22 protein-coding genes are annotated in these 22,619 nt (G+C 66.8%); 7 read left to right on the plus strand and 15 right to left on the minus strand.

Annotated features, from left to right (window positions below; translation table 11 throughout):
* Positions 1 to 26 precede the first annotated feature (26 nt).
* The 5 genes from CEW88_RS23155 (at position 27) to CEW88_RS23175 (ending at position 6,636) form a co-directional block, all read left to right on the plus strand.
* Positions 27 to 1,163 (plus strand): thiolase family protein, encoded by a 1,137-nt coding sequence (locus CEW88_RS23155; RefSeq protein ID WP_108970748.1) that lies wholly within the window; start codon positions 27 to 29, stop codon positions 1,161 to 1,163.
* On the plus strand, positions 1,163 to 3,487 hold the full coding sequence (locus CEW88_RS23160) for a 3-hydroxyacyl-CoA dehydrogenase/enoyl-CoA hydratase family protein (protein WP_108970749.1): 2,325 nt from the start codon (positions 1,163 to 1,165) through the stop codon (positions 3,485 to 3,487). The genes CEW88_RS23155 and CEW88_RS23160 overlap by 1 nt, the downstream gene beginning before the upstream one ends.
* Positions 3,488 to 3,526: 39 nt before the next feature.
* On the plus strand, positions 3,527 to 5,317 hold the full coding sequence (locus tag CEW88_RS23165) for an acyl-CoA dehydrogenase C-terminal domain-containing protein (RefSeq protein ID WP_108970750.1): 1,791 nt from the start codon (positions 3,527 to 3,529) through the stop codon (positions 5,315 to 5,317).
* Positions 5,318 to 5,379: 62 nt separating this feature from the next.
* Positions 5,380 to 6,207 (plus strand): SDR family oxidoreductase, encoded by an 828-nt coding sequence (locus tag CEW88_RS23170; RefSeq protein ID WP_108970751.1) that lies wholly within the window; start codon positions 5,380 to 5,382, stop codon positions 6,205 to 6,207.
* Between the two features lie 33 nt (positions 6,208 to 6,240).
* Positions 6,241 to 6,636, plus strand: a complete 396-nt coding sequence (locus CEW88_RS23175) for a DUF2147 domain-containing protein (protein ID WP_438839492.1) — start codon at positions 6,241 to 6,243, stop codon at positions 6,634 to 6,636.
* A 131-nt stretch (positions 6,637 to 6,767) separates the two neighbouring features.
* Here CEW88_RS23175 and hydA read toward each other — a convergent pair whose 3' ends face one another.
* Genes hydA through CEW88_RS23200 form a run of 5 tightly spaced genes read right to left on the minus strand, consistent with a single transcriptional unit; the run spans position 6,768 to position 11,724 of the window.
* Positions 6,768 to 8,192 (minus strand): dihydropyrimidinase, encoded by a 1,425-nt coding sequence (gene hydA, locus CEW88_RS23180; protein WP_108970752.1) that lies wholly within the window; start codon positions 8,190 to 8,192, stop codon positions 6,768 to 6,770.
* Positions 8,189 to 9,445, minus strand: a complete 1,257-nt coding sequence (locus CEW88_RS23185; RefSeq protein ID WP_254694593.1) for a cysteine desulfurase-like protein — start codon at positions 9,443 to 9,445, stop codon at positions 8,189 to 8,191. The genes hydA and CEW88_RS23185 overlap by 4 nt, the downstream gene beginning before the upstream one ends.
* Positions 9,446 to 9,479: 34 nt before the next feature.
* Positions 9,480 to 10,217, minus strand: coding sequence for an amino acid ABC transporter ATP-binding protein (locus CEW88_RS23190; protein ID WP_108970753.1), 738 nt, complete (start codon positions 10,215 to 10,217; stop codon positions 9,480 to 9,482).
* Positions 10,217 to 10,888: an amino acid ABC transporter permease gene (locus CEW88_RS23195; protein ID WP_108970754.1), complete on the minus strand. Its 672-nt coding sequence runs from the start codon at positions 10,886 to 10,888 to the stop codon at positions 10,217 to 10,219. Before CEW88_RS23195 ends, CEW88_RS23190 begins: the two co-directional genes overlap by 1 nt.
* Positions 10,889 to 10,938: 50 nt before the next feature.
* Entirely contained in the window at positions 10,939 to 11,724 is a 786-nt protein-coding gene (locus tag CEW88_RS23200; protein ID WP_108970755.1) for a transporter substrate-binding domain-containing protein, read from the minus strand.
* 167 nt (positions 11,725 to 11,891) lie between these two features.
* Between CEW88_RS23200 and CEW88_RS23205 the strand changes: the two genes are divergently transcribed.
* Complete coding sequence (locus tag CEW88_RS23205) at positions 11,892 to 12,596, plus strand: FadR/GntR family transcriptional regulator (RefSeq protein WP_108970756.1); 705 nt, start codon at positions 11,892 to 11,894, stop codon at positions 12,594 to 12,596.
* A gap of 102 nt (positions 12,597 to 12,698) precedes the next feature.
* Here CEW88_RS23205 and CEW88_RS23210 read toward each other — a convergent pair whose 3' ends face one another.
* The 8 genes from CEW88_RS23210 to CEW88_RS23245 all read right to left on the minus strand — a co-directional run bounded on the left by CEW88_RS23210 (position 12,699) and on the right by CEW88_RS23245 (position 19,675).
* Complete coding sequence (locus tag CEW88_RS23210; protein WP_108970757.1) at positions 12,699 to 13,151, minus strand: hypothetical protein; 453 nt, start codon at positions 13,149 to 13,151, stop codon at positions 12,699 to 12,701.
* A 230-nt stretch (positions 13,152 to 13,381) separates the two neighbouring features.
* Positions 13,382 to 14,539, minus strand: a complete 1,158-nt coding sequence (locus CEW88_RS23215) for an MFS transporter (RefSeq protein ID WP_368074616.1) — start codon at positions 14,537 to 14,539, stop codon at positions 13,382 to 13,384.
* Between the two features lie 17 nt (positions 14,540 to 14,556).
* Positions 14,557 to 14,859: an ArsR/SmtB family transcription factor gene (locus CEW88_RS23220; protein WP_108970758.1), complete on the minus strand. Its 303-nt coding sequence runs from the start codon at positions 14,857 to 14,859 to the stop codon at positions 14,557 to 14,559.
* 174 nt (positions 14,860 to 15,033) lie between these two features.
* Positions 15,034 to 16,290: an FAD-dependent oxidoreductase gene (locus tag CEW88_RS23225; protein ID WP_108970759.1), complete on the minus strand. Its 1,257-nt coding sequence runs from the start codon at positions 16,288 to 16,290 to the stop codon at positions 15,034 to 15,036.
* The gene (locus tag CEW88_RS23230; RefSeq protein ID WP_108970760.1) at positions 16,287 to 17,099 is read right to left on the minus strand and encodes an ABC transporter permease; all 813 of its coding nucleotides are present in this window, start codon (positions 17,097 to 17,099) and stop codon (positions 16,287 to 16,289) included. The genes CEW88_RS23225 and CEW88_RS23230 overlap by 4 nt, the downstream gene beginning before the upstream one ends.
* Positions 17,092 to 17,859, minus strand: a complete 768-nt coding sequence (locus CEW88_RS23235) for an ABC transporter ATP-binding protein (protein ID WP_108970761.1) — start codon at positions 17,857 to 17,859, stop codon at positions 17,092 to 17,094. The genes CEW88_RS23230 and CEW88_RS23235 overlap by 8 nt, the downstream gene beginning before the upstream one ends.
* Before the next feature lie 59 nt (positions 17,860 to 17,918).
* Positions 17,919 to 18,935, minus strand: a complete 1,017-nt coding sequence (locus CEW88_RS23240; RefSeq protein ID WP_108970762.1) for an ABC transporter substrate-binding protein — start codon at positions 18,933 to 18,935, stop codon at positions 17,919 to 17,921.
* A gap of 50 nt (positions 18,936 to 18,985) precedes the next feature.
* Positions 18,986 to 19,675: a GntR family transcriptional regulator gene (locus CEW88_RS23245; RefSeq protein WP_108970763.1), complete on the minus strand. Its 690-nt coding sequence runs from the start codon at positions 19,673 to 19,675 to the stop codon at positions 18,986 to 18,988.
* A gap of 106 nt (positions 19,676 to 19,781) precedes the next feature.
* Here CEW88_RS23245 and CEW88_RS23250 point away from each other — a divergent pair, with 106 nt between their 5' ends.
* Positions 19,782 to 20,579, plus strand: coding sequence for a shikimate dehydrogenase family protein (locus CEW88_RS23250; protein ID WP_108970764.1), 798 nt, complete (start codon positions 19,782 to 19,784; stop codon positions 20,577 to 20,579).
* 176 nt (positions 20,580 to 20,755) lie between these two features.
* On the opposite strand, the gene CEW88_RS23255 is transcribed toward CEW88_RS23250, so the two are convergent.
* Both CEW88_RS23255 and CEW88_RS23260 read right to left on the minus strand, forming a co-directional pair.
* The gene (locus CEW88_RS23255) at positions 20,756 to 22,048 is read right to left on the minus strand and encodes a TRAP transporter large permease (RefSeq protein ID WP_108970765.1); all 1,293 of its coding nucleotides are present in this window, start codon (positions 22,046 to 22,048) and stop codon (positions 20,756 to 20,758) included.
* Complete coding sequence (locus tag CEW88_RS23260) at positions 22,041 to 22,586, minus strand: TRAP transporter small permease (RefSeq protein WP_108970766.1); 546 nt, start codon at positions 22,584 to 22,586, stop codon at positions 22,041 to 22,043. Before CEW88_RS23260 ends, CEW88_RS23255 begins: the two co-directional genes overlap by 8 nt.
* Positions 22,587 to 22,619: the final 33 nt, after the last annotated feature.

Below are 22,619 nucleotides of genomic sequence, written 5' to 3' on the forward strand. Positions count from 1 at the left end.
CCCAATGCAACTCCGGAGAGTTACCGATGACACGTGTCGTTGTCGCGGGCTACATGCGCTCGCCTTTCACCCTGGCCCACAAGGGCGCGTTGGCCAAGGTCCGGCCCGACGATCTGGCGGCCCAGGTGGTCCGGGCGCTGGTCGAACGCTCGGGGGTCGATCCCGAGGCAATCGAAGATCTGCTGCTCGGCTGCGCCTTCCCCGAGGGCGAGCAGGGTCTGAACCTCGCCCGGCTGGTCGGGCTGATGAGCGGGCTGCCGCAATCGGTGGGTGCCGCGACGATCAACCGCTTCTGCGGCTCCTCGATGACCTCGGTCCACGTGGCGGCCGGCTCGATCGCGATGGGCGCCGGAGAGGCGTTTGTCTGCGCAGGTGTCGAGAACATGAGCCGAGTGCCGATGATGGGCTTCAACCCGATGCCCCACCCCGACTTCGCCCGCGCCCACCCCGAGGCCTACATGGGCATGGGAGAGACCGCAGAGAACGTCGCCCGGCGCTGGCAGATCACCCGCGCCGAGCAGGAAGAGTTCGCGCTCCGCTCGCAGGAAAAGGCCGCTGCGGCGCTGCAGCAGGGCCGCTTTGCCGATGAAATCGTGCCGATTACCGGCCGCGACGGCGTCGTGGACACCGACGGCTGCCTGCGCCCCGAGACAACGCTCGAGCGCCTTGCCGAGCTGAAGCCCGCCTTCGATGCGCAGGGCGTGGTGACCGCGGGCACCTCCTCGCCGCTGACCGATGGCTGCGCGGCGGTGCTGATCTGCTCGGATGCCTATGCCGAAAAGGCCGGGCTGCAGGTTCTGGCCTACGTGAAATCCGTCGCGGTGAAAGGCTGCGCGCCCGACATCATGGGGATCGGCCCGGTCGCCGCCACCCGCGCCGCGCTGGAGCGCGCGGCGATTTCGGCGGGCGATCTCGACGTGATCGAGCTGAACGAAGCCTTTGCCAGCCAGTCCATCGCCTGTATCCGCGATCTCGACCTCGATCCGGCACGGGTCAACCTCGACGGCGGCGCCATCGCGCTCGGCCATCCGCTCGGCGCCACCGGCGCGCGCATCGTCGGCAAGGCGGCCAGCCTGCTGAAGCGCGAGGGCGGCCGTTACGCGCTGGCCACGCAGTGCATCGGCGGCGGTCAGGGCATCGCCACCGTGCTGGAGGCCGCATGATGGCCAACATCGAAAAAGTCGCCGTCATCGGTGCGGGCGTCATGGGGGCCGCGATCGCGGCCCATGTGGCCAACTCCGGGACCAAGGTTCTGCTGCTCGACATCGTGCCCGAGGGCGCGGCCACCCGCAACGCGCTGGCCGAAGGGGCCGTGGCCCGGATGTTGAAGGCTGACCCTGCCCCCTTCATGGGGCGCAAGGCGGCGCGTCTGGTCGAAACGGGCAACCTCGAGGATGACCTCGTGCGCCTCGCCGAGGCCGACTGGATCATCGAGGCGGTGATCGAACGGCTCGACATCAAGCAGGACCTCTACCGCAAGATCGACGCGGCCCGGAAGCCCGGCAGCATCGTCTCGTCCAACACCTCGACGATCCCGCTCGCGACGCTGCTGGGCGGGCTGCCGGAGAGCTTCGCGCAGGATTTCCTGGTCACCCATTTCTTCAACCCGCCCCGCTACATGCGGCTGATGGAGCTGGTCACCGGGCCGACGACCCGCGCGGATGCCGAGGAGCTCATCACCGAATTTGCGGACCGGCGGCTTGGCAAGACCGTGGTCCGGGCCAAGGACACGCCGAGCTTCATCGCCAACCGGCTCGGCATCTACTGGTTGCAAAAGGCGGTGGTCGAGGCGTCGGAGCGCGGCATCCCGGTCGAACAGGCTGACGCGCTGATCGGCAAGCCCTTCGGCATTCCCAAGACCGGCGTCTTCGGGTTGCTCGATCTGGTCGGGCTCGACCTCATGCCCCATGTGAACGCGAGCCTTGCCGCCGCGCTGCCGCAGACCGACGCCTTCCACGCTACCAACCGGCCCCTGCCGATCGTGCAGAAAATGATCGCCGAGGGGTACACCGGCCGCAAGGGAAAGGGCGGATTCTATCGTCTGAACCGCGAGGGTGGCCAGAAACTGAAAGAGGCGGTCGACCTTTCGAGCGGCCACTACTCTGTCGCCAGGAAAGCCAGATCGGAGGCGATGGAGGAGGCCGGTCGCAACCCCCGCGCGCTCATGGCGCATGACAGCGCCGAGGGACGCTATGCCGCCGAAGTGATGGGCGCAACGCTGCGCTACGCCGCCGAGCTGGCCGGCGAAGTGGCCGACAGCATCGCCGACATCGACGAGGCGATGTGCCTGGGGTACGCGTGGAAGGATGGCCCCTTTGCCTTGATGGACAAGATCGGCCCCGATTGGCTCGTCGCGCGGCTCGAGGCCGAGGGCACGCCGGTTCCGCCGATCCTTGAGCTTGCCCGCGGCCGCAGCTTCTACCGCGTCGAGGACGGACGGCTCGAGCAGCTGGGCCTCGACGGCGACTACCATCCTGTGACCCGCCCCGATGGCGTGCTGCTGCTCTCGGACATCAAGCGCGGGACAAAACCGGTTCTTAAAAATGGCTCTGCCGCGGTCTGGGACATCGGTGATGGTGTTCTGTGCTTCGAGTTCACGTCGAAAATGAATGCTATGGACGACCAGATTCTCGCGCTTCTGGCGAAGACACTGAAGCTGGTGCGGGCCGAGTACCAGGCGCTGGTGATCCACAATGAGGGCACGAACTTCTCGGTCGGCGCCAACCTGGGCCTCGCGCTCTTCGCCGCCAATATCGCCGCCTGGCCCCAGATCGAGGGGCTGGTGGCCCTTGGCCAGCAGGTGTTTCAGGACATGCGGAGCGCCCCCTTCCCGGTCGTCGGCGCGCCTTCGGGAATGGCGCTCGGTGGCGGTTGCGAGGTGCTGTTGCATTGTGGCGCGGTGCAGGCCCATGCCGAAAGCTACATCGGGCTTGTCGAGGTCGGCGTGGGGCTGATCCCCGGTTGGGGCGGCTGCACCGAGATGCTGCACCGCTGGCAGCGCTTCGGGCGTCTGCCCAAGGGGCCGATGCCGGCACCCTCGAAGGTCTTCGAGATCCTCAGCACCGCGACGGTGGCGAAATCCGCCGCCGAAGCCAAGGACCTGCTGTTCCTGCGCCCCGAGGACGGGATCACCATGAACCGTGCGCGATTGCTGGCCGATGCCAAGGCCCGGGCGCTGGCGATGGTCGAGGACTACGTGCCGCCCGAGACGCGGGACTACACGCTGCCCGGCCCATCGGGCCACGTCGCCATGGAGATGGCGGTGCAGCAGTTCCGCAAGCTGGGCAAGGCGACGCCCTATGACGAGATCGTTGCCAGCGCGCTGGCCGAGGTGCTGTCGGGCGGAGAGACCGATCCGATCGACAGCCTCACCGACAGCGACCTGCTAAAACTTGAGCGGGAGCAATTCTTCGCGCTGGTCCGGCGGCCCGGTACGCTCGAGCGGATCGAGTCCATGCTGATGACCGGCAAGCCGCTCCGGAACTGAACCCCGGCCCTGAGCCGCAGAGAAAGGGACATCGCGACGATGGCCAATTACACGCCCCCCCTGCGCGACATGCGCTTTGTCTACCACGAACTGCTCGGCTGCGACGACCTGGCGGAGTTGCCGGGCTTCGAGGAGTTCACCCCCGACCTGATCGACCCGATCCTCGAAGAGGCCGGCAAGATCTGCGCCGAGGTTCTGCACCCGATCAACCGCTCCGGCGACGAGGAAGGCTGCCGGCTCGAGAACGGCGTCGTCCGCACCCCCGCCGGGTTCCCCGAGGCCTACCGCCAGTTCCGCGAAGGCGGCTGGACGGCGATCACCTGCGATCCGGAATACGGCGGGCAGGGCCTGCCGGCTGCTGCCGACGTGCTGGTGACCGAGATGATCTGCTCGGCCAACCTGTCGTTTGGCATGTACCCCGGCCTGTCGCACGGTGCCTACCTCGCGCTGCACAGCCATGGCTCGGAGGAGCTCAAGCAGGCCTATCTGCCCAAGCTCGTCGACGGCACATGGTCCGGCACGATGTGCCTGACCGAACCGCATTGCGGCACAGACCTGGGGCTTCTGCGCAGCAAGGCGCTGCCGCAGGAGGATGGCAGCTACCGCATCACCGGCACCAAGATCTTCATCTCGGCCGGCGAACATGACTTGACCGAGAACATCATCCATCTCGTGCTGGCACGCCTTCCCGACGCCCCCAAGGGCTCGCGCGGGATCAGCCTCTTCCTCGTGCCGAAGTTTCTGCCCACCGCGACAGGCACCCCGGGCGAGCGCAACGGCGTCCAATGCGCCAGCATCGAGCACAAGATGGGGATCAAGGCCTCGTCGACCTGCGTGATGAACTTCGACGATGCGCAGGGCTGGCTGGTCGGCGCGCCGCACAAGGGCCTGCAGGCGATGTTCACCATGATGAACAACGAGCGCCTCGCCGTGGGCGGTCAGGGGCTGGGCGTCGCCGAGGCCGCGTATCAGGGCTCGGTCGCCTATGCCCGCGAGCGTCTGCAGGGCCGCTCGCTGACCGGCACCAAGGCGCCCGACAAGCCCGCCGACCCGATCATCGTGCATCCCGACGTACGGCGGATGCTGCTTCTGCAACGCGCCGCGACCGAGGGCTGCCGGGCCATGGCGGTCTGGGTGGGCAAGGAGCTCGACAAGCAAGACCGCCACCCCGAGCCCGAGGTGCGCAAGGCCTCCGAGGATTTCGTGGCGCTGATGACCCCGATCGTGAAGGCGCTCTTCACCGATCTCGGGTTCGAAAACGCCAACCTCGGGATGCAGGTGCTCGGCGGGCACGGCTACATCCGCGAGCACGGCATGGAGCAATACGTCCGCGACGCGCGCATCACGCAGATCTACGAGGGCACGAACGGCATCCAGGCGCTCGATCTCGTCGGACGCAAACTGGGGGCCAATGGCGGGCGCTACCTGCGGCGGTTCTTCCACCCGGTCTCGGAGTATATCGCGGCGCAGGCGGACGTGCCCGAGATGGCGCCCTACATCGGCCCGCTCGCCAAGGCCTTCGGCCGGCTGCAGACGGCCTCGGCGACCGTCGCCCAGCGGGGCCTTGCAAACCCCGACGAGGCTGGTGCCGCGGCGACGGATTACCTGCGGCTCTTTGGGCTGACCGCCTTGGGCTATCTCTGGGCGCGCATGGCCGAAACCGCCATGACCAGGGCCCGCGAGACCGGCGACGCTGACGGCTTCTATGCCGCCAAGCAGGTGACGGCGCGCTTTTTCATGGAAAAGATGCTGCCGCAGACCGGCACGCTGCTGTCGCAGATCATGGCGGGCGGCGAGACGCTCATGGCGCTCGACGAAGCGGCCTTCTGAACCAATCGCCTGCCGGGGCGTGAGCCCCGGGGGCGGCACAGGACAGGAAAGGACTGGACGTCATGGACGATCTTGGCGGAAAGACACTCTTTATCAGCGGCGGCAGTCGCGGCATCGGCAAGGCCATCGCGCTGCGCGCCGCGCGGGATGGCGCCAACGTGGTGCTGGCGGCCAAGACAGTCACCCCGCATCCCCGCCTGCCCGGCACCATCGAGGACGCCGCGGCCGAGGTCGAGGCAGCAGGCGGGCGCGCGCTGCCGCTACAGCTCGACATCCGCGACGATGTGGCGGTCGCCGAGGCGGTGGGCAGGGCCGAGGCGCATTTCGGCGGCATCGACATCGTGGTCAACAATGCCAGCGCGATCTCGCTGACGCCCACCCCCGACACCGAGATGAAGCGCTTCGACCTGATGATGCAGGTCAACATGCGCGGTACCTTCGCCGTCACCCGGGCCTGCCTGCCGGCGCTGAAGCGGGCGGCGAACCCGCATGTGCTGACGCTCTCGCCGCCACCGTCTCTCGATCCGAAATGGTACCGGCCCCACGTCGCTTACACGATCTCGAAGATGGGGATGAGCCTTTGCGTGCTCGGCTGGGCCGAGGAGTTCCGCCCGAACGGCATCGCCGCCAACGCCCTCTGGCCCCGCACGGTGATCGACACCGCAGCGCTCGCCATGCTGGGCGGCGCGGTCCAGCCGAAGAACTGCCGGACCCCGCAGATCGTCGCAGATGCTGCCCATGCCATTCTGACCCGCGCGGCACAGACCTGTACCGGCAATTTCTTCATCGACGAGGAGATTCTGCGCGAGGCGGGGACCACGGATTTCTCGCGCTATGCGGTCGATCCCGCCGAGCCGCTGCTGACCGATCTCTTCGTGTCGGAAAGCTGAACGCACCCGATCCGACGTCCAAGGAGAAAGCCCATGATGACCCGCCTCGCGCGCCTTGCCGTCCTGCTAGCACTGACCGCGGCCCCCGCCCTTGCCGCCGATCCCGTCCTCGGGACATGGAAAACTCAGCCCGGCGATGACGGCCATTTTGGCCTCGTGACCATGGCGCCCTGCGGCAGCAAGCTCTGCGGCACGCTGAGCCGTGCCTTCGACGCGGACGGTGCGGCGATCCCCTCGGCCTCGATCGGGCGGCAGATCGTCTGGGACATGCAGCCCAGGGGCGCGGGGAAGTACGAGGCTGGCCGCATCTGGGCGCCCGACCGCGACAAGACCTACGCTTCGAAGATGGAACTGACCGGCGATCGGCTCGAGGTCTATGGCTGCGTTCTGGGCTTCTGCCGACGGCAGAGCTGGACCCGCGTGCAATAGCAGGGCGCCGCGCTGCCAAAGGCCTCACGGGCGGGTCCTTCCGCAGGGCCGCCCGTGCTGTCGATGGCCGAGCTAGGGCATCCGGCCAGGACCGGAAACAAGGCTTGACCTGTTTCCGGTCCTTGGCTTTCTCAAAGACGGCGTGGGGACTTTTCGCGCACGAGGTGCTGGCCGAGGGCGTCCTGCACGATCCCCTCCGACGCCGCGTAGACGGTGCGCCCGCGCAGGAGGGTGCGCACAGGCCATCCGGTGATCTCCATTCCCTCGTACGGCGTGTAATCCGCGCCGTGGTGCATCTTTTCTTGGCGCACCACCGCACGGCGCTCGGGATCCCACAGCGTGATGTCGGCATCCGCCCCGATCACCAGCGCGCCCTTCTGGGGATACATGCCGTAAAGCTTGGCGGGGTTGCTGGAGGTCAGGGCGACGAAACGCTCGAGACTAATGCGGCCCTTCGAGACGCCTTCGGAGAAGAGGATCGGCAGGCGCGTCTCGACACCCGGAATCCCGTTCGGCACCCATTTGAACGAGGTGCGCGCACGCGGCGTGTCCTTGCCCCTGCCCTCAGCATTCTCGAAGTAGAACGGGCAGTGGTCCGAGGAGAAGAGATCGAAGGTGCCATCCCGCAGCCCCTGCCAGATCGCCTCCTGGCTGTCGTGATCCCGCGGCGGCGGCGAGCAGACGTATTTCGCCCCCTCGAAGTCCATGTTCAGCCCCTTGAGGTCGTCCTTGGTCAGGGCGATGTACTGCGGGCAGGTTTCGGCGAAGACGTTCAGCCCGCGCCGCTTGGCCCATTGGATCTGCTCCATCGGGTCACGGCCCGAGACATGCACGATCACCACGGGCACGTCGACCAGTTCGGCGTGGCTTATGGCACGGTGCGTCGCCTCGCGCTCGGCAATCTGGGCATGGGCCTCGGCGTGGAAATAGGGCGCGGTCCGGCCGCTCTGCTCGAGCTTGCGGGTCATGTGCTTGATCGCGTCGTGGCCCTCGGCGTGGACCATCACCAGTGCCCCCTCGCGCCGCGCGACGTCGAAGACCTCGAGCAGCTCGGCGTCGTTCAGCACCATGTCGTCATAGGTCATGAAGACCTTGAAGGAGGTATAGCCCTCGCGCACCAGCGCGGGCAGCTCCTGCCCGAGCACCTGCGGCGTCGGGTCGGTGATGATCATGTGGAAGGACACGTCGCACCAGCACTGGCCCTCGGCCAGCGCGTGGTAGTCCGCCACCGCCTGCCGCAACGACTCCCCGCGGCGCTGCAGCGCGAAGGGCAGCACCATGGTGTTCCCACCGGCCACCGCCGCGCGCGTGCCCGAGGCGAAATCGTCGGCCATCACGGTGCCGTCGCCCTGCTCCTGCGCGAGGTGAACATGGGCGTCGATGCCGCCCGGCAGCAGCAGCAGACCGGTGGCATCGATCTCCTCGGCGCCGCCCTCGATACGGGCGGCGATCTGGGTGATCTTGCCGTCCGTCACCGCAAGATCAGCGCGGAAGCGGTCGGCGGCGGTCACGATCGTGCCGCCGCGGATCACCAGGTCGGGACGCTGGCCGCTCATGCCGCGACGTCCCCGCCGAGGATGCCCAGCAGCGCCGAGAGCATCCGCTCGAGCTCGGCCAGAGTGTTGTAATGCACCATGGAAACCCGCACGACGCCCTCGTCGTGAGCCTCGCCCAGAAGCTCCGCGAGGCGGCGCGAATGGAAATCCCCGAAGCGAATGGCGACCTTGTGATCGTCCATCGCACGGGCCACCGCCCCCGACGGCAGCCCCTCGACCCGGAAGGCGATGGTCGGCACCCGCAGGTTCCCCTCGTTCGTCGCGTCGCCGATCACCCGGCAGTCGTTGCGCGCGCGCAGCCAGGCCAGCAGCCGGTTGGTCAGCACCTCTTCCTGGCGGGCGAGGGCCTCGAACCCGGCCTCGAAGAGCGCCCGCCCCTCGGCCGTTGACCCGGCGCGGCGGCCGAGCTCCTGGATGTAGGCGACCACCGCGGTCGTGGAATAGGCCAGCTCGTAGTTCGGGTTCCCCGGCTCGAGCTTCCCGGGGACCTTATCCTTGCCGTAAAAGTAGTGATAAAGCCCGTCCAGCTCGGCCAGAAGCTCGTATTTGCCGTACATGATCGCGGTGTGCGGCCCGTAGCACTTGTAGAGGCTGAAGATGTAGTAGTCGACGTCCCAGCCGGTCACGTCGATCGCCCGATGCGGTGCGTAAGCGACGCCGTCGACGCAGATCTTGGCACCGCGCGCGTGGACGAACTCGGCGATCTCGGCCACCGGGTTGATCTGGCCGAGGATGTTCGAGACGTGATGCACGCAGACCAGCTTGGTGCGCGGTCCCATCAGCGGCGCGAGGTCCTCGAGCCGCAGGCGCATGGACGCGGTATCGAAGGGCCAGACCTTGATCACCACGCCGAGCTCGCGCAAGCGCTCCCAAGGGCCGATGTTGGACTCGTGATCGGCATGGGTGACGATGATCTCGTCGCCGGGCGCGAACTGGCTGCGCATGGCCGCAGCGAGGGTCTGGACAAGCGCCGTGGTCGAGGGGCCGAAGACGATCTCCTCGGGCCGCGCGGCATTCACAAAGGTCTGCGCTGCCCGGCGCCCGTCCATCAGCGCCTCTGCGGCAAGCTGCGAGATCTCGTAGCTGCCGCCGATCTGCACGTCACGGTGGGTGAGGAACTCGACGATCCGGTCCATGGCCCCCTGCAGCGTCTGCGAACCGCCGGCGTTGTCGAAAAACGCCCACTCCTTGGCCAGCGCGGGAAACTGGCCGCGCACGAAGCCCATGTCGAGCTGATCTTGATAATCTGACATCGCCTGTCCCTGTGTCTTTCTCGGTGTGTCTTGTTCAGTGGTCCAGCACGGCGTGCAGGAAGTTTCGGGTGCGCGTCTCGCGCGGGGCAGAGAAGAACTCCGCGGGCGGCGCGCTTTCGATCACCTCGCCGCCGTCCATGAAGATCACCCGGTCCGCGACCTGCCGGGCAAACCCCATCTCGTGGGTCACCACCACCATTGTCACGCCGGTCTGCGCGAGGTCGCGCATCACGTCGAGCACCTCGCCGACCATCTCGGGATCGAGTGCCGAGGTGGGCTCGTCGAAAAGCAGCACCTCCGGCTCCATTGCCAGCGCCCGCGCGATGGCCACGCGCTGCTGCTGGCCGCCCGAAAGGCCACTAGGGTATTTCTCGGCCTGCGACGCCAGCCCCACCCGGGTCAGCAGCTGGTCGGCCTGTGCCGCCGCGGCGGCCTTGCTGGTCCCGCGCACGCGGCGCGGCGCAAGCATGATGTTCTGCCGCACGGTAAGATGTGGAAAGAGGTTGAAGCTCTGGAAGACCATGCCGACCTCGGCGCGCACCTTGGCGAGATTGGCGCCGGGCAGCACCGGCACGCCGTCGACCTCGATGGCGCTGTCGGCGGAGAACGCCTCGAGCCGGTTGATGCAGCGGATCAGGGTCGATTTCCCTGACCCCGAGGGGCCAACCACGCAGACGACCTCGCCGCGCGCGATCTCGAGGTCGATGCCGCGCAGCGCGTGATAGGGGCCGTAGTACTTCTGCAGGTTCCGGATGCTGATATATCCCGGCATCATACCCTCCCCCGGTTGAGCCGCCGTTCGAGCTGCGAGACGAGCAGGGCCAGCGGCAGCAGGAAGGCGAGGTACATCGCCGCGGCGCCGATCAGCGGACTGGGGTTGGCCGCGAGCGCCTGCGCCTGGGTCGCCTGCTTCAGCAGGTCGGGCATCGCCACGACCGAGGCCAGCGCGGTGTCCTTGACCACGTTGATCGAATTGTTGGTGAGCGGCGGGATGACCATGCGGATCGACTGCGGCAGGATCACGTCGACCATCGTCTGCCGGTGCCCCAGCCCCAGCGCCGCGGCGGCCTCGAACTGACCTTTGGGAATCGCCTCGATGCCGGAGCGGAAGATCTCGGCGGTATAGGCCCCCGAGACCAGGGTCAGCGCGGTCAGCGCCGAGGCAAAAGGCGAGAGCCGCACGCCCACGAAGGGAAGCGCGTAATAGACGATGATCAGCAGCACCAGCAGCGGGATCGACCGGAACACGTTGATGTAGATGCGCGTGAGAATTTGCACCGGACGCATCGCGTAGAGCCGCATCATGCAGAGCGCGAGGCCGAGCACCAGCCCCGCGAGAATACTCGCTGCGCCGAGCTCGAGCGTGAGCCAGAGCCCCTTGAGCAGCATCGGAAAGCTGCGGGCCAGCACCTCGAGATTGAAGAAGGTTTCGAACAAGTCCATCGGGGTCCCCTGCAGGGACCCGGACGCTTCCGCGCCCGGGTCGCGCGCAATTACTCGGCGGTCGGCATGTCGAGCACGGTCACCGTCGAGGTCCCGGCCTCGGGCGCTGCGCCGAACCACTTCTCGTGAAGCTCCGCCAGCGTGCCATCCTCTTTCAGACCGGTAAGGATCCCGTCCACCTCGGTGGCAAGCTCCGCGTCCTTGGCGAACATGAAGGAGTACTTCTCGCCGGTGGCGATGCGCTGCACGACCTTCAGCGCCGGCTTGTCCTTCACGTAGTACTGAAGCGCCGGGATGTCCGAGATGTAGCCGTCGATCCGGCCCGCGGTCAGATCGAGCATCGCCGGCTGCAGACCCTCGTAGCGGCGGATATCGGCAAAGCCGTAGTCCGCGGCATGCTCGGTCGCCCACATGTCGCCGGTCGAGCCCGTGTCCACCCCGACAACCTTGTCCTTCATCTCGTCCAGCGAGGCGGGCCCCTCGGCACCCACGGTCAGCGACTGGTCGCTGTCATAGTAGGGCTGCGCGAAGCTCACCGACTGCAGACGCTCGTCGGTGATGGTGATCGACGACATCGCCATGTCGATCCGGCCCGACTGCACCGCCGAGAACAGCCCGTTGAAGGGGATGTTGACGATCTCCACCTCGCGGCCGAGCTGCGCGGCCACGGCGCTTGCAAGGTCCACCTCGAAACCGACGAAGGCGCCGGTATCATCCTGAAATTCCCACGGCACATTGCCGATGTTCGCGCCGACTTCGAGCGCCTCCTGGGCCTGCGCAACGCCGGCGATGCCTGCGGCGACGACCCACGTGGGTACGATGAGTTTCCTGAGCATTTTTATTCTCCCTGCTGTTATGGGGCCCGAAGCGCACCTCGGACCAACTGGTCTGACCAGTCCTACCGGTAGGATCACGCTGGCAAGATATTTGCAAGTGTGCAATCAGTAAATTCGGTGCCACGCGAGCCGTGGCGCCAGGGACTGCTCAATTTGAGGACGGAGCGATGGAAGAGGACTACGGAAAGCTGCCGGTCACCGAGGTCGTGACGCGCCGGATCCAGGAGATGATCCGCAGTGGCGAGTTTCCCCCCGATGCCAAGCTTCCCTCGCAGCGGATCCTGTCGGAGCAGCTCGGGGTCTCCCGCGCCTCCCTGCGCGAAGCGCTGCTCACGCTCGAAACGCTCGGCCTCATCCGCACCCTGCCCGCCCGCGGGACATTCGTCAGCGGCGAGCGGACGCAGGCCCCGAAGGCCGGGCAGAACTGGCGTCACGACGCGCGCTACACGATCACCGAGGTCTTCGAGACCCGGCTCCTCATCGAATGCGAGATGTGCCGTCTCGCGGCCCCGGCGATGACCGGGGCGCGGCTTGACGCGCTCGCCGACGCCGCACGCACCTTCGAGATAGCCTGGCGCAACGGCGATCTTCTGGCGCATGTCGAAGCCGACCTCGCCTTTCACGCGCGGATCGCGGATGCCTGCCCCAATGGCATGCTGCGGATGTTCTACCGGTCAATCCACGACGTGCTGACCGAAAGCCAGCGCGTCCCGATCCCGAACACCGAAGTCTCGCGCATGGAGGCCTCGATCGCCGAGCACCACGCCATCCTCGCCGCCCTAAAAGCGGGCGACGGCGCCGCTGCGGCCGCGGAGATGCGCGCGCACATCAGCAATACAGCGTCGATCGTGGGAGCAAAGCTCGTGCAATAGGCCGGGAGCCGTGCGCGCGATCCGCGCACTTAGGCCGTGCCGCTGCTGGCCGCCTAGACAGGTGGTTCGACCCGTACAGCACCCCAATCGTTCCGGTGCGCCTCAGGCGGCAGGAAGAAAGCTGCGGTCTTCCCGCGACCTCACGACGTAGTCCCTATATTCGTCTGCGAGTCCTTCGGCGCGAATAAGCGCTTTCCTGTGGTTCGGACGTTCGTACAGGAAATGAAACAGGAGAGATGCCATAGAACATATGGCCAGGGCCATGGCGATCTTGACCATCAAGCCCACCAAGAGGAAGGCCGCCATAAGCGCCAGCGCGGATGCGCCGTCAAGAAATCGCGTTGTCGGACTGGAGTAGGTTCCGTCGGTAAGGTTGTAGATGAATTGTGTCTCGCCACGAATATGGTAGGCGAGGATATCGCCCTCTTTTCCCAAGGGCGTCTCACCCAAGTTCTTTATGAACTTTCTTTCGGCTCCCTCCAGGCCGGTAAGCTCCAATGTGGCGCCGCTGCTGGAGCCTGTGACGGAAACAACCCTACCGACAGAAAGATTCATCAATTACCTCTACTGGAACTGCGCACACGCAAGGAGCCAATTCAATTTCTGGAAGGCTGAATAACACAGGTGGCTTGAAATTTTTACCGAAGGTAGTGGAAGACTTTATTCGAGGCAACTTCGAATCAATCCCCCTCCGATAGCCTCCAAAAATTGGCGACTTTGGCTGGTGAATTGCACGTTTTCTGCACAGAACAACTCCCGTCTCCTTCGGCCTCGCCCGAGCGCAGTCATCCCGATCCGGGGATCCCTCTCGACCGCATCACGTCGGCGTAGAGCACCAGCGCCATGACCAGTGGCAGCGCGGCGGCGATCGACAGGAGCGCCATCGTCGTTTCGGCTCCAAACCTGTCGATGAGCAGCGCGCCCAGCGTAGGGGCGGCGGCGGCGGCCAGCAGCATCGGGCGCGCGAGGCGGCCCATCAGAGTTGCATAGTTCTCCGGACCGTAGAGGACGAGCGGAAGCGCCCCGCGTGCGATCGACCAGAGGCCGTTTCCGGCGCCGTAGGCGACAAGAGCGGCAGCCGCGGGCACGCCGAGCGACAACCCGATGAACCCGGCGAGCACGAGCGTGGTTGCCGCGAGCATGGTCCAGATCGGGTGATGTCGACCGCCCCCGATCATTTCCAGGACACGGGCACCGACTTGTGACGGTCCGATGAGCGTGCCGACCGTGATGGCGGCGGCAAGTGTGTAACCGTCGGCCGTCAGGAGCGTCACCATGTGGATGGACCAGATCGTCGCCAGGAGTGTCAGCGTGACACCGGCGACAACGATGCACAGGAACCGGGCATCGAAGGTTCGGCCCAGAAGGACCGGCGTGCGCGCCGACGTCTCATGCGGCCCGCGGGCCCTCGGCAGAGCCACCCAGCAGAGCGGGAGCGTGCCAAAGAGATGGAGCGCCGCGTAGACAAGACAGGTCGATCGCCACCCGACACTCTCGACAAGCCATGCCGAAAACGGCCAGCAGACCGTGCTTGCAAATCCTCCCCACAGCGTCAGCTGGGTGATCGCGGACCGTGCGTTCCGTCCGTAGGCGGCCCCGAGCACCGAGAAGGCGGCATCGTAGAGCCCGGTCGCCATTCCGAGGCCGAGAATGCACCAGGAGAGGAGGTAGGCCCAGAGCGCATACGAGAGGCTGAGCAGGATCAGCCCCGCCGCGATCAGCGCCATTCCCACGCAGAGGGTCATCCGCCCCCCGCTGCGCCCGATCCAGCGCCCCACAGCCGGCGCGGCGAGGCCGGACATCAACAAGCCGGCGGACACGCCTGCCGAGAGCAGCGCCTGCCCCCAGCCAGTCTCTTCCGCGATGGCTCCGGCCAGCGGGGCCATCAGGTAATAGCTGCTTCCCCAGGCAAGGATCTGAACCACGCCGAGTGCCGAAACCACGCGTGTCCGTGGGGCGATCATCCGGCTTGGCTGGCGTCGTCCGCACAGCACTCGTCGACCAGGAAGGCGACCAGCGCCTTCATCACGGGATACTCGGCATGGCATTGCAGTGTGGTGCCGCTCCGCGCCTGCCGGATCAGGCCGACCTCCAGAAGTTTCCTGAGGTGATGCGACAGCGTCGAAGCCGGAAGGCCAAGGGTTTCCTGGACCTGTCCGACCGGCGCGCCGGTCTCGCCCGCACGGACCAGGGCGCGGTAGATGCGAAGGCGTGTCGGATTGCCAATGGCATCCAGTTGGCGGGAGGCTGTTTCGATGTCCATGGAAATAGATGCGCCCCCATCTCCCGGACGGTCAACATCTATTTCCACATTTGTCGAATTAATGAGCCCGCGGAGGCATCCGCCCCTAGCGTTCGGCCAGGCGTCCCCCGCCCGCAAGCAGCGGGCGGCGGGTCTAAAGCTGCACAGCGGCTCCGGAGCGCCGCGCCTCGCTGCTCAGGTGAGCCCCCCGAGCCGGCGGACTTCCGCACCCACGGTTTCCCCGTCCTCGGCACCCAAAGCGGCGGCGATGCCAGCCGCTTCGCCGGTGGCGAACGCCGTTCCCATCACGCGCACGGATCCATAGGCAACGGGATCGGCCCCGATGACGCGGCCGGCGACGAAGAGGTTATCGAGGCCGCGCACCCTGAGGCTGTCCAGCGGGATCGAAGCGTATCCCGGCCCGCCTACCGAATGGTAGACCGGCTTGCCGGCCTCGCCGTGCAGCTCCGCCGGCCAGGCCGCCCGCGCCACGCTGTCGGGCCGCTGCCGACCGCTGGCCAGATCGTGGGCGGTCATCTCGTAGCGGGTCGCGGGATGCCGGCTCTCGCGGATGCCGATCTGCGGACCGGACTGGGCAAGGAAACACCGCTCGAAACCCGGGACATAAGCACGCAGCATCGCCACATAGTCATGCGCCATCTCCCGCGCGCGCTGCTCCGCCCAGGTGAAGCTGCCCGAACTGAGGTCGCGCAGGGCAAGGTCGATAATCATCCACCACATGTCGCCGGTGCCGGGGATCCGGGTATAGATCCCGCCATCGCTACGGGTGATCGGATGCGCGCCGGTCTCGTTGTAACGCCGGACCGCGGCCTTGATCGCCTCCCGGTCGAACGGCACGTCCGGGTCGAGACCGGAGATCCGGATCGGGGCCGAAACAGCCTGCAGCCTTCCCTCATGGTCGCCCTCGCGCATGGCGATGCCCGAGACCAGCGAGAGGTTGGCATCCCCGGTGGCATCGACAAAGCCCTCGGCGGCGATGCGCCGGCGGCCTTCCATCCCGGCGACCGTGACGGATTCGATCCCGTTGGCGGTCCGCGTCGCGGCCGCAACGCGCGAATGCAAAAGCACGTCGACGCCGTGATCGGCCAGCACCCGGTCGAACGCCAGTTTCGCGCCTTCCGGGTTGAGCAGGATGATCCAGTTGCCGGTGGTCTCGGAATTATAGGCCTCGCCGGTCATGCCGCAGCCGCGCATCGCCTCGAGCACGAGCTCCCCGGCGCCGCCGACTGCCTTGATCGGGGTCTTGCCCTGCTGGAAAAACCCGCAGTAGGCGAGCACCTGCGAGGTGGTCGCCGCGCCGCCGAGGAAGCCATACTTCTCGACCAGGCAGACCTTCGCCCCGGCGCGCGCGGCGCCGAGCGCCGCGCCAACCCCGGCGGCACCGCCGCCGGCGACGATGACGTCATATTCGCTCTCGATCTTCCGGCTCATGTGCGCCACCCCAGAACATGTTTCTCGACGGCTCCCACGGCGGCCGAAAGCAGCACGCCCAGCAGAGAGAGGATGGTCACCCCGGCGAACAGACGCTCGAGGTCGTAGAGCGAGCCAGCCTGCAGGATGTAGGCCCCGATACCGTGCTCTGCGCCCAGCATCTCGGCGGCGACCAGCAGAATGATCGCGATCGCGAGGCTGACGCGGAGCCCCGACAGGATGCCGGGCATCGCCCCGGGCAGCACGATGCGGAACACGACCGTCGACCAGCGCAGTCCAAAGCTCTGCCCCATCCGGATGAGCGAGCGGTCGACGTTGTCGACGGCGCCGTAGGTCGACACGACCGTGGGCGTGAAGGTCCCAAAGGCAATGAGCGCGTATTTCGACGCCTCGTCGATGCCGAACCAGATCACGAAGAGCGGCAGCAGGGCGATCTTTGGGATCGGGAAGATCGCGGCCACCAGCGGCACGAGACCCGCCCTCGCAAAGGAGAAGAGGCCGATCATCACACCCACGGCGATGCCGACCGTGGCGCCGATGGTGCCGCCCACGAGCAAACGCATCAGCGAGGGCGCGAGGTTGGTCCAGAGCGCGCCCGACACCGCGAGGTCCCACAGCGTCAGGAAGACGTCCGAGGGGCGTGGCACGGTCAGAGACGAAATGAAACCGGCGCGTGTCCCCCACTCGAGGAAGGCGATCAACAGCGTGAAAACCAGCAGGCCGACCCACCGGGGTGAGGACGGGCGGAAGCCGCCGCCACGGAATTCGACCGGGCGAACGTCTGGGGTCTGGGGGGCGATGTCAGTCATCGATCAGTTCCATATCGGCGGCCTCGGCTTCGGCGCGCATGAGCGCCCAGAGATGCTGCTGCGTGCGTTCGAGGTCAGGGTCGGCGGAGCTTCGCTCTGCGAGGGGGGTGTCTATCTCGACGATTTCGTTGATCGCCCCGGGCCGGCGCGAGAGCACGACGATCCGGTGCCCCAGCCGCACCGCTTCGGCGAGGTTGTGGGTGACATAAACCGCGGTGAACGGCGATCGCGTCCAAAGGTCCACCAGATCGTCCATCAGCAGCTCGCGGGTCTGGCTGTCGAGCGCCGAGAGCGGCTCGTCCATAAGCAGCACGGCGGGATTGACCGCGAGCGCGCGGGCGATGGCAACCCGTTGCTTCATGCCGCCCGAAAGCTGCTTTGGCAGCGCCTTGCGGAAGTCGCTCAGCTTGGTGCGGGCCAGCACGTCGGTGATGATATCCTCGGCCTCAGCCTTCGGCACGCCATGATCCGACAGGATCAGGGAGATATTCCCCTCCACCGAGCGCCATGGCAGCAGGGCGAAATCCTGGAACACGTAGGTCAGCGGGTTGATGCTGTCGCTCGGCGGCTCTCCGACCTGGCTCACCGAGCCGGAGGTGGGACGCTCGAGGCCGCCGAGGAACCGCAGCAGGGTGGACTTGCCGCAGCCCGAGGGGCCCACGATGCACACGATGCGCCCCTTGGGTATGGAGAGGTCGATATTGCGGATGACCTCGACATCGCCATAGCGATGCGAGACCCCTTCGAGTCTGAGTTCCATAGAGTCTTCCGATGGTTGGGTGGCCGGCTATCCAGTGACGGAGAGCCGGCGCTGTCCGGTCAGCTGCGCGCTTCGACGTAGCTCTCGTCCACGAGCGTTTCGTAGGCGATGTCGGCCTTCACGAGGTTCTCGGCCTTAAACCACTCGAGCTGGTCCACGATCGACGCACGGTTGAGCGACATCCCTGCGTTGATCCGCATCGCGCCATCCACGATGGGGGCGCGGGCATCTTCCAGGGCGCGGTCGGGATAGACATGCGCCGCAAGCAGCGCGACGATGGCTTCCTGCTCGTCCTCGCTGGCGGTCTTGTCGACCAGCGCGGCGTTGAAGTCGTCGGCGCCGCGCGACAGTGCCGCGAGGAAGGCCCGGGTCTGATCGCCTTCTTCCGAGGCGATCTTGGCCGAGGTGAAGACCGTGGTCACCTGGTAGTCGGGGATATAGTCGGCGACCTCGCCGATGATCTTGACCGCCCCGGCATCCGCCAGCGGCTTGGCGATATGCGGCACGATGGACCAGGCGTCGATCTGCCCGGACTTGATCGCACCGATCACCGCGCCGGTCTTCTGCAGCGGCTTGAACTTGAGCTGGGCGTTCTCGGCCGCGGCAATGCGCGCGCCCATGTAATGGAAGGACGAACCGGCCTGGGTCATGCCGAAGGTCTTGCCGTCGAGATCCGCAGGGCTGGTCAGCCCGGCCTCATAGGCCGCGTTGGAGGCAAGGATCTTCTGACCCGGAATGCCCTTCTCCTCGGTCAGGGCACCGCCGATGACCTTTGCCACGCCCTTGTCGGCCAGCGAGATGAGCCCGCCCGAGATCGCCGTCATTGCGTAGTCGGTATCCCCCGAGGCAATCGCCACGGCCATGGGCTGCGCAGCCTCGAAGAAGTCGAAGCTGACGTCAAGCCCGGCCTCCTGGAAATAGCCACGTTCAAGCGCAATGAAGCTAGGTGCATGGCTCACGAAGCGCAGCGCGCCGACGTTCACCGAGGTCCCGGCGCGCGCGGAGCGCACGAGGTAGGGTGTGGCGAGCGCGCCGCCGATGGCCGCCAGTGTGGCGCGCCGTGTCAGAGTTTTCATGGGTGGTCCTCCTCCTTGAGATAAGCGCCTCGAGCCGAGGCGCTGGTGGTCTAGGGATCGCTCCTCCGCGAGTGCGATGTGTCCAGGTCGTGCCGGATGTCGGCGACGAGTGCCCCGACTGCGGCATCGATGTCGTTGGCGAGAATGGCCTCGACCATTTGGGCGTGCAGCTGCCGCAGCACCCGCGGATCGCAGCGCCCTTCCCGCAGCGCAGCAAGCCGGAAGCGTCGCGACTGGTCGTAGAGTTGGCCGAGAACGCGGATCATCCGGGGCGAGCCGCAGCCAGAGATGAGTTCCCGGTGCAGCGCACGCCCCGCCTCGTCCCACATCATGACCGCGCCGTCCGGGTCCAGGATCAGCCGCTCCGTCGCCCGGTCGGCCGCGTGCAGCGCGGCGACGAGCTTGCCTTCCCAGGCGACATCGGAATTTTGCATCGCCCATTTCAGCGCGAGCGGCTCCAGCTCCGCGCGAAACCTGATGATGTCCCGAAGATCCGCCTCGGTGGCCGAGGCAACACGGAAGCCCCGCTGGGCGGTGGCCTCCACCAGCCCTTCCGAGGCGAGCAGCGTCAGAGCCTCGCGCACTGAGTGGTTCGATCCCCCGTAACGGCCCCGCAGCTCCTCGATTTTCAACTTCGAGTCGGGCGGCAAATCGCCAAAGGCAATGTCCCTGCGCAGCGATGCAGCCACGACCGACACCACGGTTTCCGCAGTCGTTTTCTGAGGCTTGCGACCGAACATTGCGCCCGACCCTTTCGTTACTTGATCTCAAAAATGTGTAACTTTATTAGAAGTATTCGAGATAGGGCGTCAAGAGGCGCCGTGTTCCCTGCCGAGGAGACCCCGCATGAAAACGACGCAGACGGCCACGCTGGTGATCCCGATCCTCGGCGATCCGGTGGCGCAGGTGGCCACCCCCGGGCTCTGGAACGAGGTCTTCCGCGCAAGGCAGCGGGACGCGGTCTGCGTGCCCATCGATCTGCCGCCCGCCGGGCTGGAGTCTTTCCTCCGCTGGGTGCGCGAGGCCCGGAACGTGCCGGGCTTCCTGACCACCGTGCCACACAAGGTGGCGCTTGCGCAGGCCTGCGACACGCTCTCCGCCACCGCGCGCCTTCTGGGTGTGGTGAACACCGTCCGACTGGACGAAGGCGGCGCCTTGGCCGGGGAGATGTTCGACGGTCAAGGCATGCTGGATGCGATCGAGCGGACGGGCGTGGCTGTTTCGGGGGCGCGCCTCGTGATCTGCGGCGCCGGCGCCGCCGGCGGCGCCATCGCCATCGAGGCCGCGCTCCGGGGCGCGCGGGAGATTTCCCTCATAGACGCGGACCCCGGCCGGGCGTCTGTGCTCGCGGAAAGGGTCTCTTCGGTGGCGAGCATTCCGGTGTCCACGCAGAGTCCGGTCAGCACCGACATCCTCGTGAACGCCTCACCGGCCGGCAGCCCGGGGGCCGCTCCGCCGCCTTTCGGCGAGGCGCTGATCGCCAACGCGCGCTGCGTGGCAGACGCCCTGACCGATCCTGCAGAAACCGCGCTGGTGAAACAGGCCCGCCTGCGGGGAATCCCGGTGGTCACCGGCCAGGAGATGGCTGCCTGCCAAGCCGCGCGCATGCGCGCATTCCTCGGCCTCGAGGCCGGGGGGACCTGAGCCTCGACCCGGAGGCCAGGTGCCTCCGCGCCGGTCCTGTAGGCGCCGGATGGCCCGCACCCATGCTGCGAGGCTGCTTTTCGTCGGCCGCGTGACGCCTCAGGCGGGCGGCGTCACGCGGGCTGTCCTCCGATGCCTCCCAGCGTAGCGAGCGGCACCGGCCGGACCCGTCCGGGCTACATCGAGTTCGGCAGGAACAGCACCAGGCCCGGCAGGAGGATCAGGAGCGCGAGGCGCAGCAGGTCCACCAGCACGAAGGGCAGCACACCGCGGAAGATCGTGCCGAGCCCCACGTTGCGGGCAATGCTGTTGATCACAAAGACATTCATGCCGATTGGCGGTGTGATCAGACCAAGCTCGACGGTCATCACGATGATGATCCCGAACCAAATCGGATCGAACCCGAGCTGGGTGATCACCGGAAACACGATGGGCACCATGAGGATGATCATCGCCATGGCGTCGAGGAAACAGCCCAGCACCACGAAGAGCGCCATGATCAGCACCAGCGTGCCGTAGCGCCCGAGCCCCAGCTCGATCAGCATGCGGGTCATGTTCTGCGGCACCTGCGTCACCGCTAGGAAGTAGCCGAAGAGGATCGCCCCGATCAGGATCGTGTAGATCGCCACCGAGGTGCGCAGCGCCCCGACGAGGCAGTCGAGCAGCGAGGCCGCCCCCAGCCGCCCGCGCACGATGCCAATCCCCGCGGTAAGCACCGCCCCGACCGCCGCCGCCTCGGTGGCGGTCGCGATGCCGAGATAGATCGACAGGATCACCGCGATGAAAAGCAGCGCCACCGCCCAGACATCGCGCAGCGCCCGCAGCGCCTCGCCGACCCGGAACGGCGCACCCGCGGGCAGCCGCGGCCCGTACCAGAAGCGCACCGTCAGCATGTACATCAGCACCGCCAGCAGCCCCGGCAGGATGCCCGCGATGAAAAGGCTGCCGATGTCCTGCTCGGTGATGTAGCCATAGACCGCCAGCACCACCGAGGGCGGGATTAGGATCCCCAAGGTCCCGCCCGCCGCGACCACCCCGGTCGCCACGTCGTCGCCATAGCCCGCGCGTTTCATCTCCGGGTAGGCGATGTCGGTCATCGTCGCCGCGGTCGCCACCGACGAGCCGCAGATCGCCGCAAAGCCAGCGCAGGCCCCCACCGTCGCAATACCCAGCCCGCCGCGGAACGAACCCAGCGTGGCGTTCGCCGCGCGGAACAGCTCGCGGCTCATGCCCGAGCGGGTGGCCAGCACCCCCATCAGCACGAAGAAAGGGATCAGCGTCAGGTTGAAGTCGGTCACCGTGCGCAGCGGCGAAGTGGCCAGAAGGTTCAGCGCCGGTTTCAGCCCCGTCACCATGCCGAAGCCGCCGACCCCGACAATTCCCATTGCAATGCCGATTGGTACACGGATCAGCATCAGCAGGAACAGCACGACAAAGCCGCCTGCCGCGATCAGGTCGCGTTCACTCATTCTTGTCTACCTCGGCACGCGCGTCTTCGGCGGGGGTTTCATGGGAGTCGAGCCCTTCGCCAAAGCGCCAGATCCGCCAGAGCCGGAGCGCCGTGGTGAAAAGTGCCGCGACCAGTCCCAGCAGGATCGCTGCAAGGAAGGGCCAATGCGGCAGGCGCAGGTCCATGGTGACCTCGCCCCCCGAGAGCTGCGAGATCACCCGCCCGCCCAGCTTCCAGACCAGCAGTCCGGTGAAGCCCAGCAGGATCACCCATGCAGCAAGATCCATCCAGCGCCGCAGTGCGGGTCCGACCGCCTGCGCCAAGATGTCGACCTTGATGTGGCTGCCGCGGTAGCCGAGCGAGGCAAAGCCCCAGATCACCGCTATGGCCAGGGTCAGCCGCGACAGGTCAAAAGAATCCGGCAGCGGGGCGGCAAAGAGATACCGCCCCACCGCCGATACGAAGATAAGCAGCGTGACGAGCCCGAGCATCACCGCGGCGGTTCTCTCCACCCACAGGATCACCCGGTCCGCCGAGCCGTGTCGTTGCCGAGCCATGGCGCCTCGCTATTGTAGGGGGAACGCCTCCGC

It is taken from the genome of Alloyangia pacifica, assembly GCF_003111685.1.
In the GTDB taxonomy this organism is placed as follows: Bacteria; Pseudomonadota; Alphaproteobacteria; order Rhodobacterales; family Rhodobacteraceae; genus Salipiger; species Salipiger pacificus_A.

Excerpts from the sequence above, each read along its gene's own strand:
- CEW88_RS23155 (WP_108970748.1), top strand. The coding sequence starts at position 27 with ATGACACGTGTCGTTGTCGCGGGCTACATGCGCTCGCCTTTCACCCTG.
- CEW88_RS23160 (WP_108970749.1), top strand. The coding sequence starts at position 1,163 with ATGGCCAACATCGAAAAAGTCGCCGTCATCGGTGCGGGCGTCATGGGG.
- CEW88_RS23165 (WP_108970750.1), top strand. The coding sequence starts at position 3,527 with ATGGCCAATTACACGCCCCCCCTGCGCGACATGCGCTTTGTCTACCAC.
- CEW88_RS23170 (WP_108970751.1), top strand. The coding sequence starts at position 5,380 with ATGGACGATCTTGGCGGAAAGACACTCTTTATCAGCGGCGGCAGTCGC.
- CEW88_RS23175 (WP_438839492.1), top strand. The coding sequence starts at position 6,241 with ATGATGACCCGCCTCGCGCGCCTTGCCGTCCTGCTAGCACTGACCGCG.
- hydA (WP_108970752.1), bottom strand. The coding sequence starts at position 8,192 with ATGAGCGGCCAGCGTCCCGACCTGGTGATCCGCGGCGGCACGATCGTG.
- CEW88_RS23185 (WP_254694593.1), bottom strand. The coding sequence starts at position 9,445 with ATGTCAGATTATCAAGATCAGCTCGACATGGGCTTCGTGCGCGGCCAG.
- CEW88_RS23190 (WP_108970753.1), bottom strand. The coding sequence starts at position 10,217 with ATGCCGGGATATATCAGCATCCGGAACCTGCAGAAGTACTACGGCCCC.
- CEW88_RS23195 (WP_108970754.1), bottom strand. The coding sequence starts at position 10,888 with ATGGACTTGTTCGAAACCTTCTTCAATCTCGAGGTGCTGGCCCGCAGC.
- CEW88_RS23200 (WP_108970755.1), bottom strand. The coding sequence starts at position 11,724 with ATGCTCAGGAAACTCATCGTACCCACGTGGGTCGTCGCCGCAGGCATC.
- CEW88_RS23205 (WP_108970756.1), top strand. The coding sequence starts at position 11,892 with ATGGAAGAGGACTACGGAAAGCTGCCGGTCACCGAGGTCGTGACGCGC.
- CEW88_RS23210 (WP_108970757.1), bottom strand. The coding sequence starts at position 13,151 with ATGAATCTTTCTGTCGGTAGGGTTGTTTCCGTCACAGGCTCCAGCAGC.
- CEW88_RS23220 (WP_108970758.1), bottom strand. The coding sequence starts at position 14,859 with ATGGACATCGAAACAGCCTCCCGCCAACTGGATGCCATTGGCAATCCG.
- CEW88_RS23225 (WP_108970759.1), bottom strand. The coding sequence starts at position 16,290 with ATGAGCCGGAAGATCGAGAGCGAATATGACGTCATCGTCGCCGGCGGC.
- CEW88_RS23230 (WP_108970760.1), bottom strand. The coding sequence starts at position 17,099 with ATGACTGACATCGCCCCCCAGACCCCAGACGTTCGCCCGGTCGAATTC.
- CEW88_RS23235 (WP_108970761.1), bottom strand. The coding sequence starts at position 17,859 with ATGGAACTCAGACTCGAAGGGGTCTCGCATCGCTATGGCGATGTCGAG.
- CEW88_RS23240 (WP_108970762.1), bottom strand. The coding sequence starts at position 18,935 with ATGAAAACTCTGACACGGCGCGCCACACTGGCGGCCATCGGCGGCGCG.
- CEW88_RS23245 (WP_108970763.1), bottom strand. The coding sequence starts at position 19,675 with ATGTTCGGTCGCAAGCCTCAGAAAACGACTGCGGAAACCGTGGTGTCG.
- CEW88_RS23250 (WP_108970764.1), top strand. The coding sequence starts at position 19,782 with ATGAAAACGACGCAGACGGCCACGCTGGTGATCCCGATCCTCGGCGAT.
- CEW88_RS23255 (WP_108970765.1), bottom strand. The coding sequence starts at position 22,048 with ATGAGTGAACGCGACCTGATCGCGGCAGGCGGCTTTGTCGTGCTGTTC.
- CEW88_RS23260 (WP_108970766.1), bottom strand. The coding sequence starts at position 22,586 with ATGGCTCGGCAACGACACGGCTCGGCGGACCGGGTGATCCTGTGGGTG.